Consider the following 13,200-nt stretch of genomic DNA (forward strand, 5'->3'; position numbering starts at 1 on the left):
AATCGCACCAGCGAGCTCAGCCGGCGCGTGCCGCGCCAGCCGGGTCGTTCATGGCGGCCGCGCCGGCCGCCTGGGTCAGCACGCGGCCGACCACACCCTCGGGCGTCAGCACCCGGATACTGCCGCTGCGCAAAGCCGCCGCCAGGCGTTCGGCCGGCAGCGAGAACGCTTCCTGGCGACCCGCGTCGGAAAAGATGAACAGGCTGCGCAGCGGGCTGACCCAGGCCAGTTTGAGCTTGCGCACCCCGCCCCCACCGGTGAACTCGACCCGCATGCCACGCGCCAAGGTAGCGAGCGTGACATCTACCGCATCGGGCGCGACCTGATCGTCGGTAGCCGCCCCCTGCTCGCGGGCGATGCGGCGCAGGGCGTCCTGCTGGGCAGCCTCTACCGCCAGCTCAAACTGCCGCTCCGGCGCCAGCTCGAGCGGCGCGCGCACGATCGCCGCATGGCACTCGGCCAGCTCGGCAAAGAATTGCAGGCGTTCGGCGTCTTGCCACTGGACCGCGTCGAGCCACTGGTTGAGGGTGGCAAGCAGGGCCGGCAGGCGAGCGATCAGGCTCTTGCGCGCTTGCTGGGTGGCTTTCGGCTTCACGCTCCAGACCAGGTCGTCCATCGCGCGGGTGGCGCTGTCGATCGCGCCTGGCTTGCTGTCCTCGATGGTATAGGCCAGGCTCAGGACCGGTATCCAGCGCTGCTCAAGGAACGTCGCTACCACCGCGACGACCTCTTCGCCGGCCAGGCGCAGCGCCACCGCCTTCCGGGCCGAGCGACCAGAGGCCGCCTGCTTTTCGTGACGCGTGGCCTGTGCGATGGGGCCGGCTATCGCGGCTTGCTGTGCGCGTTCGCGTTCGGCGAGGCTGGCCTCGAGCTCGGCCACGGCGGCGGCGAAGGCATCGGGCCGGGATTCGAGCCGCACCTGTTCGACCCCGCGCCGCATCGCGTGGTAGACCGGATCGTCCGGATTACCCGTTTGCTCCCAGCCGGCCCTGGACAGCAGGTCGAGCATGCGCCGGGCTGGATGCGTTTCTTCGAAGAAGAAACTGCGGTCGTGCAGCGCCGCCTTGAGCACCGGCACTTGCAGGAAGGCGATCAGGTCGCGCGTTTCTTGCCCGATGGCGTCGTCCAGCAAGACGGTTTCAAAAATCCTCGACAGCAGGTCGAGCGTGGTTTCGTCGCCGCGCGACAGGCTGCCCTGTGGCAGCTTTTGCTTCAGGCGCGGCAGGTAGAAGCCTTCGTGCGCACGGTCGCTGCCCTGCTCCAGCATGCCGAGCAAGGGCGCGGCAACGACCGGCGCCGGCACGGTCGGCTGCCCACCCTGGGCAGGCGCAGCCGCTGCTGGCGCCGCAAAACCGGCCGCGCCGCTCGGGCGCCAGCCACCACTGCCCTGGGGCAGATTGGCGATCATGGGGACGGCAAGCGCATCGCCAGGCGCCGGATCGGCCGTCCCGAATAACTGGCGCAACTGCTGCGAAACGGCGGCGTCGCGCCGCGCCCGGGCGGCCCTGGCCGCCGCGCCGTCGTCGGTCTTGGCAAAGCGGGCGTGCGCCTGCCGCCCGGCGCTTGCCGGCTTGAGCCTGTCGTTGAGCGTGGCGAGCAGCGCGCCCAGGTCCAGCACCAGTTCGCTGCGCAGCAGCGGCAGGATCAACCGGTGTGCCTGCGGGTCGGGTTCGAACTCGCACCAGGCTCGCTCGATTGCGCGCAGGAAGACGTCGGGACGGAAAGGATTATGCGATGCGCGCACCAGCGTGCGGCCCAGCAACATGCCCAATCGAACGCCCAGGCTGGCCAGCGCTTCGGCATGGGCCAGGTCGAACGGGCGGCTGATCGCCGCGAACGCCAGCTGGCTGTCCATTTCTTCCAGGGGGATCAGGCTGAGCGTGACTGGAGCGGGTGCCTGCTGCGCTGCGGGCAGCAATTGCGCCGCCTCCCTGCGCAACGCCGCCTCGATGCCGGTCGAGGCCAGGTGTACGAAAGCGTAGGCGTTATCCTTCAGCAGGTTTCCCGAACGGATGCGGCTGAGCGCCAGATGGGGATCCGGGTCGGCCGTACTCATGTCGTGCAAGGCCCCGGCCATGCGCGCGGCCATGGCGGTCAAGCCATTGCTTGCGTGCTCAACTGCCGTACCGACGAGCTCATCCAGCGTGGCGCGCCGCGTGGCGGTGGCAGTGCGGGCTGGAGCTGTCTGGGCGGCGATACTGGACATGGATTCACCTTCGGAGTCTACCAGTATTCTGCCACACTATTTCCAAGTGGCAACAGCAAAGATCGCGAGAATCTGTTTTTGGCCCCAGTGTCGCCGCTTGCCAACAGCCACAAAGAAGTTAATTGCCGTGAGTATGTCGGCGGCCGTCCTACATCGGATCACGCTGTGATCCGATACCGATCCGTCAGGACGGCACGCATGATGGGTTGACCGGAATTGCCGTGGTAACGTTCCACGGCTCGGCAAGCAAGCTATTTACCCACTTTGAAAGGACATCTTCATGGCCTCGAATCAAGCAAAGAAGGGCGCGCGCCCTGCCTCCCAGAGCGGCAGCCAGCAAAGCAGCAATACTGCCGGCAGCAGTAGCGGCAGCAAACAGTCGGGGGCGGGCTCGGGTTCGGCCTCGGGCAGCGGCACCCAGGGCGGCACGCCCGAGCAGCACGCACAAGCAGGCCGCCAGAGTCACAAGAACGACAAGAAGCGCTGACGCAGTGCCCCGGGGCAGGCCCTCGACTGCCCGCGCCAGCGCATACTCCCAGCCCGCCCTCTAGCGACGGCGGGCTTTTCTACGCCGCCCGGCTCAGATATTACGCAACACCGCGCCCTTGGGCGGCCTGAAGTCGGCGATGTCATGCACCAGTCCGGCGGCCTTTGCATCGCGCGCATTCAGGTGCAGGTCGGAATACTGATGGATGGCCCATTGCTCCGGCGTCAATTCAACCGACTTGCGCAGCAAGGTCTCGGTGCGCGCATCGTCGGCGCGCAAGCCTTCGACGATGATATTCAAGGCGTCCGGCCGCGAGCCTGGCGAGGCAGTCGCATGCGACTTGTGCACCATGAAGCGTGCGGTCTCGCTGCAATAGCGCCGGGTACCCGACAAGAACAGCGTGACTGCGATCGACGCCACCGCCCCGCCGTTGTACATCACGAAGGTGATCGGGGAATTGGCCAGGAAATTATGCAGGCACAGGCCATCGCTGACATAGCCACCATTGGACTGCACCAGCATGTGGGCGGTGTCGATGCCGTCTTCGGTCATGCTCGCGACGGCTTCGAATACCCGGTGCACCATGTCGCTATTGACGTCTCCCGACAGGGTGAACCAGGCCTCCTTTGCCCCTTGCGCTTTGTCTTCGCTCATTTTTTCCCCACTGCAAAGTGTGTAGAGTAAGTGTAGCAAAACACGTGCAAACCCACTCCCCCCACCTGGCAATAGTGCGCGGCAATACTTTTCGGCAAGCCGACGGACTGCGATCGGCGCCTTTGTCGACTGCCCTGCGGTTGACAGCACACCAAGGCTGGCATATTCTCCACAGTCTTGACCGGGAGAGCGCAGGCCTACCTGCCGCCGAAGGGGCACTACCCACAAACTCTCAGGCAAACGGACTGGTCAAGGGGCAGCAGCGCATGGCGCGGCCGGCTCAACTCTGGAGAGCGGCCGCTGCCCAAGCAAGCGGCCCACCGAAGGGGCAGGCGGCTTTGCTGCTATCTCTCAGGTACCAAGGACAGAGGGGATTGAAGCACCCGCAAGGCGTGCCCGTACCCCCTATTACCTGTCCTGAGGATTCCATGACGCTCAAAGCGACCCCGCTCAATTCCGCACACCGCTCCCTTGGGGCCAAGATGGTCGATTTCGGCGGCTGGGACATGCCGGTCAACTACGGCTCCCAGATCGAGGAACACCATGCAGTGCGCCAGGACGCCGGCATGTTCGACGTCTCGCACATGTGCGTGGTGGACCTCAAGGGCGCCAAGGTGCGCGAATTCCTGCGCGGCCTGCTGGCCAACAACGTCGACAAGCTGCAGGTTCCGGGCAAGGCGCTGTATTCCTGCATGCTCAACCGCGACGGCGGCGTGATCGACGACCTGATCGTCTATTATTTTTCCGAAGACTGGTTCCGCCTGGTGGTCAATGCCGGCACCGCCGAAAAAGACGTCGCCTGGATCAGCCAGCAGAACGAGGCGACCGGCAGCGCCGTCACCATCACCCAGCGCCGCGATCGCAGTGAAGCTAACAGCGATCCGATCGCCCTGATCGCCGTGCAGGGACCGAACGCCCGCGCCAAGGTGTGGCAGGTGCTGCCCACTACCCGCGAGGCCTCCGAGCCGCTCAAGCCCTTCAATGTCGTGATCGTGCCCGATACCGCCTTTGGCGAAGTGATGGTGGCGCGCACCGGCTATACCGGCGAAGACGGTTTCGAAATCGGTGTCGCGGCAAGCCAGGTCGAGGCATTGTGGAACGCCTTCGTCGGCGCCGGCATCAAGCCGGCCGGCCTGGGCGCGCGCGACACGCTGCGCCTGGAGGCGGGCATGAACCTGTACGGCCAGGACATGGACGACCAGGTCAATCCATTCGACGCCGGCCTGGCCTGGACCATCGACCTGGTCTCGGAGCGCGATTTCATCGGCAAGGCCGCCTTGCAGGCGCAAGGCCAGAACGCCCAATTCGTTGGCTTGATTCTGCGCGAAAAAGGCGGAATCCTGCGCGCCCACCAGAAGGTGGTCAGCGCCTCAGGCAAGGTCGGCGAGATCACCAGCGGCACCTTCAGCCCGAGCATGCAGCAGGCGATCGCGCTGGCGCGCGTGCCGCTCGACGTTGCGATCGGCGACACCGTGCACGTCGAGATTCGCGACAAGAAGCTCGCTGCCAGCGTGGTGAAGCTGCCGTTCGTGCGTAACGGCAAAGTGCTCGCAGCCTAAAAAGAACAATTGTTATACTTGCCGCCTAATTGGCAACCACTACTGACAGTCTTATCTACCGGAGCTTTTACATGAATATCCCAACCGACCTGAAATACACCGAGTCCCACGAGTGGGTACGCCGCGAGGCTGACGGCACGCTGACCGTTGGCATTACCGAGTACGCGCAGGATGCGCTGGGTGACATCGTGTTCGTCGAACTGCCGCAGGTCGGCAAGACATTCACCGCCGGTGGCGACGCTGCGGTGGTCGAGTCGGTCAAGGCCGCCAGCGACATCTACGCACCGGTTGCCGGCACCGTCACCGAAGTGAACCAGCCGGTCGCCGACGCCCCGGACTCGATCAATTCGGACGCCTTCGGCGCCTGGCTGTTCAAGCTCAAGCCGACCGACGCCGGCGCGGTGGACAAGCTGATGGATGCTGATGCCTACGCCAAGGCGACTGGCAACTGATTTTTATTGCGGGGTGGGCGGGGAATCCGTCTACCTCGCCCATGCTCTTGCAACCGCTCTTGCAACCGCTCTTGCAACCGCACTCGCACCACCCGATCTCCCCTACCCAGGCGCCCCGCGCCGATTCTTCTCCTGGCCACTACCATGACCCGCACCAGCCTCACCCAACTTGAAGCACGCGACGCCTTCATCCCGCGCCATATCGGCCCGTCCGAATCCGAGCAGGCAGCCATGCTGTCGACCCTGGGCTACGCCACGCGCGGCGCCCTGATCGACGCGGTCGTGCCCGAGAATATCCGCACCCGCGAGACCCTCGACCTTGGCCAGTTCGTCGAGCCGCGCAGCGAAGAACAGGCGCTGGCGACCCTCAAGACATTGGCCTCGAAGAATCGGGTCATGAAGTCGATGATTGGCCAGGGCTATTACGGCACCCATACTCCGAAGGTCATCCTGCGCAACATCTTCGAGAACCCGGCCTGGTACACCGCGTACACCCCTTACCAGCCCGAGATCTCGCAAGGCCGCCTGGAAGCGATCCTGAACTTCCAGCAGATGATCACCGACATGACCGGCATGGGCATCGCCAACTCGTCGATGCTGGACGAAGGCACAGCCGCCGCCGAAGCCATGACCCTGATCCAGCGGGTCGGCAAATCCTCGTCGAAGGTGTTCTATGTGGCCGACGATGTGCTGCCGCAGACCCTGGAAGTGCTGCAAACGCGCGCCGCGCCAATCGGCGTGGAGGTGCGCGTCATCGCCGCCGCCGATATCGAAACGCTCGAAGAAAGCTGTTTCGGCGTGCTGCTGCAGTACCCGGGCGTGAACGGCGAAGTGCGCGACTACCGCGCCGCCGTCGAGCACCTGCACGCGATGGGCGCGATGGTCGTGGTCGCCGCCGACCTGCTGGCCTTGACCCTGCTGGCCGCGCCCGGCGACTGGGGCGCCGATGTGGTGGTCGGCAACAGCCAGCGTTTCGGCGTGCCGCTCGGTTTCGGCGGCCCGCACGCCGGCTACCTGGCCACCCGTGACGAATTCAAGCGCAGCATGGCCGGCCGCCTGGTCGGCGTCACCGTCGACGCGCAAGGCAACCAGGCCTACCGCCTGGCGCTGCAGACGCGCGAGCAGCATATCCGCCGCGAAAAGGCGACCTCGAACATCTGTACCGCCCAGGTGCTGCTGGCCGTGATGGCCGGCATGTACGCGGTATACCACGGCCCGGACGGCCTGACCCGCATCGCCCAGCGCGTGCATCGCCAGGCCGCGATCCTGGCCGCCGGCTTCGAGCAGCTCGGCGTCGAGGTGCTCAACGAGACCTATTTCGACACGCTGACGGTTGCAACGCCTGACGCGGCGGCCATGCTGGCCAGCGCCGCCGAGCAGGGCATCAACCTGCGCCGCATCGACGCCGGCCATGTCGGCATCTCGCTCGACGAAACCACCACCCGCGATGACCTGGCGCTGCTGTTCTCGATCTTTGGAAACGGAAAGACGGTCGACATCGACGCCCTGGATGCAAACGCCCAGGATGCCTACCCGGCCGCCCTCGCCCGCAGCAGCGCTTTCCTGAGCCATCCGACCTTCCATCGCTACCACGCCGAGCACGAGATGCTGCGCTACCTGCGCAGCCTGGCCGACAAGGACCTGGCGCTGGACCGCACCATGATTCCGCTCGGCTCGTGCACCATGAAGCTGAACGCGACCTCGGAAATGATCCCGGTCACCTGGCCTGAATTTTCCAGCATCCACCCGTTCGCGCCGGACAACCAGACCGTCGGCTACCGCGAGATGATCGACCAGTTAGAGGCCATGCTGTGCGCCGCCACCGGTTATGCCGCGATCTCGTTGCAGCCGAACGCCGGCTCGCAGGGCGAATACGCGGGCCTGCTGGTGATCCAGAAATACCACCAGTCGCGCGGCCAGGGCCACCGCAACATCTGCCTGATTCCTTCGTCCGCGCACGGCACCAATCCGGCATCGGCCAGCATGGTGGGCATGCAGGTGGTGGTCACCGCCTGCGACGAGAACGGCAACGTCGACCTCGATGACCTGCGCGCCAAGGCCGAGCAGCACAGCGCCAACCTGGCCTGCGTGATGGTCACCTACCCGTCGACCCATGGCGTGTTCGAGGAAGGCATCAAGCAACTGTGCGAGATCGTCCACCAGCACGGCGGCCAGGTATATGTCGACGGCGCCAACATGAACGCGATGGTCGGCGTGGCCGCGCCGGGTGCGTTCGGCGGCGACGTCAGTCACCTAAACCTGCACAAGACCTTCTGTATCCCGCACGGCGGCGGCGGACCGGGCGTAGGCCCGATCGGCGTCGGCGCGCACCTGGCACCGTTCCTGCCGAACCAGCTCTCGACCGGTTACGTTCGCAACGAAGCGGGTATCGGCGCAGTCAGCGCTGCAGCCTTTGGCTCGGCCTCGATCCTGCCGATCTCGTGGATGTATATCGCGATGATGGGCGCCGAAGGCCTGACCGCAGCGACCGAAGTGGCGATCCTTAATGCCAACTACATCGCGCGCCGCCTGGCCCCGCACTACCCGGTGCTGTACACCGGCCACGACGGCCTGGTCGCGCACGAATGCATCATCGACCTGCGTCCGCTGCAGGACAAGACCGGCATCAGCAACGAAGACGTGGCCAAGCGCCTGATGGACTTCGGCTTCCACGCCCCGACCATGAGTTTCCCGGTGCCGGGCACCCTGATGATCGAGCCGACCGAGTCCGAATCGAAGGCGGAACTCGACCGTTTCATCGAAGCGATGATCACGATCCACGCCGAGATCGTGAAGGTCGAGCGCGGCGAATACGACAAGATGGACAATCCGCTCAAGGGCGCGCCGCACACCGCCGAGGTCGTCACCGCCGACGACTGGGCGCACGCCTATACCCGTGAAGTAGCCGCCTTCCCGGTGGCGTCGCTGCGCAAGAAGAAGTACTGGCCGCCGGTGGGACGCGCCGACAACGTGTACGGCGACCGCAACCTGTTCTGCGGCTGCGCACCGATCAGCGACTATGAATAAACGCTGACGGCTAACTGGCTTGCGCTTACTTCCTGCTGGAGGCGAGCCGCAAGTGCGAGCGCTCGCGAAGGCGGCGCTCTCTGGGCTGATCCCGCGCCGGGGTCGCCTGGGGAGCGCCGCTTTCCTTTTGCGGCGTGACCGGCGCCGGCGCTGCAGTCGCGGTTGCGTCGAGCCGAAAGGCCGCCACCGAGCGTGACAGCGCCAGGGCCTGCATCTGCAGCGTGCGCGCCGCTGCCGCGGCTTCTTCGACCAGCGCGCAGTTCTGGTGGGTGACCTCGTCCATCCTGACGATGGCCTGGCTGACGTGGGCCAGCCCGTTGGCCTGGCCTGCGCTGGCGCTGCCGATGCTGTCGACGATGTCTTCGACCGCGCGCACCGAACTGGCGATCTGCGCCATGTTGCTGCCGGCGTCCAGCGCGCACTCGGTGCAGCCCTCGATCTCGGCCACCGATCGAATCGCCAGCTCGCGCACTTCGCGCGCGGCCCCGGCCGCGCGCTGCGCCAGCGCCCTGACTTCGCCCGCCGCCTCGACAAAACTGGTGCCATCCTGCGCGCCGACGCCACTTCGGGCTGCTTCCAGCGCCGCATTGAGCGCCAGCGCGCCCGCCTCGCTGGCCAGAGCGTCGATCACGCTGGCTACTTCCGCGGCCCGCAGCGCGCCCTCTTTCACCGTCGCCATCGTAGCCGCCATGCGCAGGGCCGTAAGTCCGCCCTGGCGTGCACTGGTCGACACCGATTGCGCCAGCTGGTTGGCCGCGCGCGCGCTCGTTGCGGTAACCGCCACGGTATCGGCCAGCTCCTGCATCGACGCTGCCGTCGCTTCGAGCGAGCGGCTGCGAAACACCGAGCGGCTATTGAGGTTCAGGCTGCCCAGGCTGATCTCGCGCGAGGTGTTGCCGATCGTACGGGCCGATTCGAGCACGGTGCGCAGCGTGCCGCTGAGGTTGCGGATGCCGGCATCGAGCGCGCGCGAGGTCTCGCCGATCTCGTCGTCGCCATACTCGCGGGCCTGGATGGTCAGGTCGCCGCTCGCCAGGCCCAGCGCAGCCGCGCCGATGCCGCGGATTTCTAGCAGCAACGCCCGCCGCACCGCCATCGTGATCGCCAGCGAGACCGCGACCGCCAGCAGGATCAGCACCGGCATCAGCCCGGCGATGATGCGAAAGTCGGCGGCGGCGCTGCTCGATGCCTGCTCGGACAGGTCGCGCTCCAGGCTGGCCAGCAGCGTCATGCGCTCCGCCATCGCAGCGAACGCGGCTTCGGGTTTGATCATGGCGGCCGCTCCGATGGTCTGGTCGGCCTGCGCCAGCTCGACCGCTTCGCGCGCCTTGGCAACGTAGGCACGGTGGGCCTGGGCTGCCTGCGCCACATGGCGGCGTTCGGCACTGCCCGGCTGCGTCAGGCGCGCCAGCTCGACGAAGGAACGCTCGATGGCGGCATGCTGGCGGTGAATCTGTGTAATTAGCAGCTCGATGCGGGCACGCGAGAAGCTGCTGCTGATCCAGGTCAGCAGCTTGTAGGTGTCGGCGTGCACGCGCTGCGCCTGCGCCACCAGCTCGGTGGTGCTGCGCATCTGCACCGCGCGCGGGCCAACGATGGTTTGGAGCGATTGGTGCTGGCGCACCATCGCGTAATAGGCGCTGCTCGACAGGATCACCAGTAATAGCAGCACCACGCCGGGCGCCAGCAGCAGCTTGGGGCCGATCTTCAGGCGCGATAACATAGCTCAGGCCGCCCGCGGGACGATCGCCAGGACAGCGCAGGGGAGTGTAAAGTCCGGAAAAGGAGTGCGGTAGGTGTGCATGATGCCTCCCTGAGTGAAGCGTGCTTAATTTCCTGAACGCATTGAACGAATCTACGCGCTTCAAAACGACGACATTTTGAGGTAGCGCATAATCGGCCGGAAGTCTTTCGATGCGAGCAACACCCCCTGCGTGTCAAACGGCGCACCCATCCAGCAGATTTGGCAGTGCCGCCTGCAGCGCTTCGGGCATTGGCCGGTCGGCTACGGTTACACTAGCGGGATGAACTTCGCCGCCTTCTGCGGCCGGCATCGGCGCCTGGCGGCCCTGTGCGGGCTGTCCCTGCTGCTCCACCTGCTCGCGCTTGCGCTTTTCGAGCCGCGCATCGCGTCACCGCCGCCGCTCGATGGCAGGTCGGGGCTGAGGGTGCGGCTGGCTGCAGCGGCTTCTTCCGCACCAGATCTGGCACCCGAGAGCATGCCTGAGCCAGCGCCGCAGTCCGAACAAGCGTCCCAACGGGCGTTCCAACGGGCCCCCGTTCAGACGCCCGAACCCGCGTCCGCCCCGGTCCAACCGGCGCCGCCGGCCGCCGGCGGGCCGGCGGCCGGCGCCGAACCGGTCCAGGTGCCAAGCCGCTACCGGGTCGCCGTGCCGCCCAGCGTAACGCTGTCCTACGACGTGATCACGGCTGCCGGAACGCAGGGCGAGGCAAGGCTTGCATGGGAAACCGATGGGGTGCAGTACCGGCTGGCGCTCGATGGCGTCGCCGGAAACGTCGAGAGCGAAGGCGGTACCGACGACGCTGGCCTGGCGCCCGCGCGCGCCAGCTACCGCCAGGGAAGCGGCCGCGCCACGATCGCCTTCGACCGCGAGCGCCAGGCGATAGTTCTGGAGAGTCTTGGCCGCAGCGTGCCGGACCTGCCGGGCAGCCAGGATGGTGCGACGGTACTAATGCAGCTGGCCGGCATTGCGCTGGCCGATCCCGACCAGATGCAGGAAGCGGTCGAGATCTATGTCGGGCGTGCGGGAGGTGCCGCGGTAGAACGCTATCAGTTGCTCGGCAGGGAGCAGCTGGCGACGCCAGCCGGCATGCTCGATACGCTAAGGCTGGTCCGCGCCGCCCCGGCCGGGGCGCTGCGCCTGGAACTATGGCTGGCGCCGGGCGAAGGCTGGCTGCCGGTGCAGCTGCGCACGACCGCGCCGGATGGCAGCGTGCGCACGCAGGTGGTCAAGGCGATACAGCGTGCGCCGGCGCTCTAGCCGGCGTGCTGGCTGCCGTCCGAGCCGGCCCGGCCTGGTTCAGGCCAGTTTGGCCGCGTGCTCGCGGGTGGCATGGAAGGTCAGCTTGGGCCAGCGCTCCTGGGTCAGCCGCAGGTTCACGCCCGAGGTGGCGAGAAACGCCAGGTTGCCGGCTGCGTCATAGGCGACCTGGTGGCCGAGCTGGTTCTCGAAGTCGGACAGCGACTTTTTATCCTCGCTCGACACCCAGCGCGCGCTGCTGATGCTGCTGCTCTCGAACACGGCGTCCACACCATACTCGTTGAGCAGGCGGCTGGCCACGACTTCGAACTGCAGCACGCCCACCGCGCCCAGGATCAGGTCCGAGCCCAGCACCGGCTTGAACACCTGCACCGCCCCTTCTTCACCCAGCTGCTGCAGGCCCTTGTGGAGCTGTTTCACCTTGAGCGGATTGCGGATGCGCACGGTGCGGAACAGGTCCGGGGCAAAGTACGGAATGCCGGTGAAGGTCAGCGCTTCGCCTTCGGAGAAGCTGTCGCCGATCTGCATGTTGCCGTGGTTCGGCAAGCCGATGATGTCGCCGGCGTAGGCTTCCTCGACCTGTTCCCGGCTCGACGCCATGAAGGTCACCACCGAAGAGAGCTTGACGTCGCGTCCCAGGCGCAGGTGCTTGACCTTCATGCCTCTCTCGAAACGCCCCGAGCATACCCGCAGGAAGGCGATGCGGTCGCGGTGGGCCGGGTCCATGTTGGCCTGGATCTTGAAGACGAAGCCGGTGAATGGCTGCTCGTCCGGTTTGACCGAACGCACGGTGGCATCGCGCTCGCGCGGGGCCGGCGCCCAGTCGACCAGCGCCGACAGGATCTCGCGCACACCGAAGTTGTTGATTGCCGAACCGAAGAACACCGGGGTCTGCACGCCCGACAGGAAGCGCTCAAGGTCGAAGGTATGCGAGGCGCCGTGCACCAGTTCGACCTCCATCTTGAGCTGCTCGATCTCGAGCGGGAACATCTCGGCCAGCTTCGGATTGTCGATGCCCTTGACGATTTCGAAGGCGCCGTCGGCTTTTTCTTCGCCCGCCTTGAACAGCATGATCTCGTCCTTGAGCAGGTGGTATACACCGCGGAAGTTCTTGCCCATGCCGATCGGCCAGGTCACCGGCGCGCACTCGATCTTCAGCACCGATTCGACTTCGTCGAGAAGCTCCAGTGGATCGCGGGTTTCGCGGTCCATCTTGTTCATGAAGGTCACGATCGGGGTATCGCGCATGCGGCATACGCCGAGCAGCTTGATGGTCTGCTCTTCCACGCCCTTGGCCGCGTCGATCACCATCAGCGCCGAGTCGACCGCGGTCAGCACGCGGTAGGTGTCTTCCGAAAAGTCCTGGTGGCCGGGGGTGTCGAGCAGGTTGACCACGTGGTCGCGGAACTCGAACTGCATCACCGAGGATGCAACCGAGATGCCGCGCTGCTTCTCGATATCCATCCAGTCCGAGGTCGCGTGGCGGCCGCTCTTGCGGCCCTTGACGGTGCCGGCGAGCTGGATCGCGCCCGAGAACAGCAACAGTTTCTCGGTCAGAGTGGTCTTGCCGGCATCCGGGTGGGAAATGATGCCGAAGGTGCGACGGCGCGCCACTTCTCGCGGAATCAGGCCATCCTGGCTTCTGGCCTGGGTAGGGGCGTTGGCCGCGTCAGCTGCGCTGTCGTCGGCGGTAATTTCGGTATCGTTGGACATAGTCGAGCCTTGCGTGGCGGCCCTTGAAAGAAAACCCTCGATTTTACCGATTCCCGGCCCGCCCGTGCAAGAAGATTCACGCATGCGGCCGCCCCGGATG

9 protein-coding genes and 2 riboswitches are annotated in these 13,200 nt (G+C 66.0%); of the genes, 5 read left to right on the plus strand and 4 right to left on the minus strand.

Translation table 11 applies throughout. The features are described 5' to 3' along the window. Positions 1-16 precede the first annotated feature (16 nt). The gene (locus tag NRS07_RS12085) at positions 17-2,206 is read right to left on the minus strand and encodes a DUF1631 domain-containing protein (protein WP_259207195.1); all 2,190 of its coding nucleotides are present in this window, start codon (positions 2,204-2,206) and stop codon (positions 17-19) included. 280 nt (positions 2,207-2,486) lie between these two features. On the opposite strand from NRS07_RS12085, the gene NRS07_RS12090 reads away from it, so the two are divergent. Next, the gene (locus NRS07_RS12090; RefSeq protein ID WP_259207196.1) at positions 2,487-2,693 is read left to right on the plus strand and encodes a hypothetical protein; all 207 of its coding nucleotides are present in this window, start codon (positions 2,487-2,489) and stop codon (positions 2,691-2,693) included. Between the two features lie 93 nt (positions 2,694-2,786). On the opposite strand, the gene NRS07_RS12095 is transcribed toward NRS07_RS12090, so the two are convergent. Further along, positions 2,787-3,347, minus strand: coding sequence for an ATP-dependent Clp protease proteolytic subunit (locus tag NRS07_RS12095; RefSeq protein ID WP_259207199.1), 561 nt, complete (start codon positions 3,345-3,347; stop codon positions 2,787-2,789). A 172-nt stretch (positions 3,348-3,519) separates the two neighbouring features. After that, positions 3,520-3,605, plus strand: a riboswitch (glycine riboswitch). An 18-nt stretch (positions 3,606-3,623) separates the two neighbouring features. Continuing rightward, a riboswitch (glycine riboswitch) is annotated at positions 3,624-3,725 on the plus strand. A 50-nt stretch (positions 3,726-3,775) separates the two neighbouring features. Here NRS07_RS12095 and gcvT point away from each other — a divergent pair. From gcvT to gcvP, 3 genes are all read left to right on the plus strand, one after another. Beyond that, positions 3,776-4,906: a glycine cleavage system aminomethyltransferase GcvT gene (gene gcvT, locus NRS07_RS12100; RefSeq protein ID WP_259207201.1), complete on the plus strand. Its 1,131-nt coding sequence runs from the start codon at positions 3,776-3,778 to the stop codon at positions 4,904-4,906. Positions 4,907-4,977: 71 nt separating this feature from the next. Beyond that, positions 4,978-5,358: a glycine cleavage system protein GcvH gene (gene gcvH, locus NRS07_RS12105; protein ID WP_259207203.1), complete on the plus strand. Its 381-nt coding sequence runs from the start codon at positions 4,978-4,980 to the stop codon at positions 5,356-5,358. Between the two features lie 144 nt (positions 5,359-5,502). Next, positions 5,503-8,385, plus strand: a complete 2,883-nt coding sequence (gene gcvP, locus NRS07_RS12110) for an aminomethyl-transferring glycine dehydrogenase (protein ID WP_259207205.1) — start codon at positions 5,503-5,505, stop codon at positions 8,383-8,385. A gap of 25 nt (positions 8,386-8,410) precedes the next feature. On the opposite strand, the gene NRS07_RS12115 is transcribed toward gcvP, so the two are convergent. Beyond that, complete coding sequence (locus NRS07_RS12115; RefSeq protein ID WP_259207207.1) at positions 8,411-10,108, minus strand: methyl-accepting chemotaxis protein; 1,698 nt, start codon at positions 10,106-10,108, stop codon at positions 8,411-8,413. A 301-nt stretch (positions 10,109-10,409) separates the two neighbouring features. Here NRS07_RS12115 and NRS07_RS12120 point away from each other — a divergent pair, with 301 nt between their 5' ends. Continuing rightward, entirely contained in the window at positions 10,410-11,387 is a 978-nt protein-coding gene (locus NRS07_RS12120; RefSeq protein ID WP_259207210.1) for a DUF3108 domain-containing protein, read from the plus strand. Between the two features lie 39 nt (positions 11,388-11,426). Here NRS07_RS12120 and NRS07_RS12125 read toward each other — a convergent pair whose 3' ends face one another. Next, a complete protein-coding gene (locus NRS07_RS12125) occupies positions 11,427-13,100 on the minus strand; it encodes a peptide chain release factor 3 (RefSeq protein ID WP_259207212.1) in 1,674 nt (557 codons plus the stop codon). Between the last annotated feature and the right edge of the window lie 100 nt (positions 13,101-13,200).

The sequence above is a fragment of the Massilia sp. H6 genome, assembly GCF_024802625.1.
Taxonomy (GTDB): domain Bacteria; phylum Pseudomonadota; class Gammaproteobacteria; order Burkholderiales; family Burkholderiaceae_D; genus Telluria.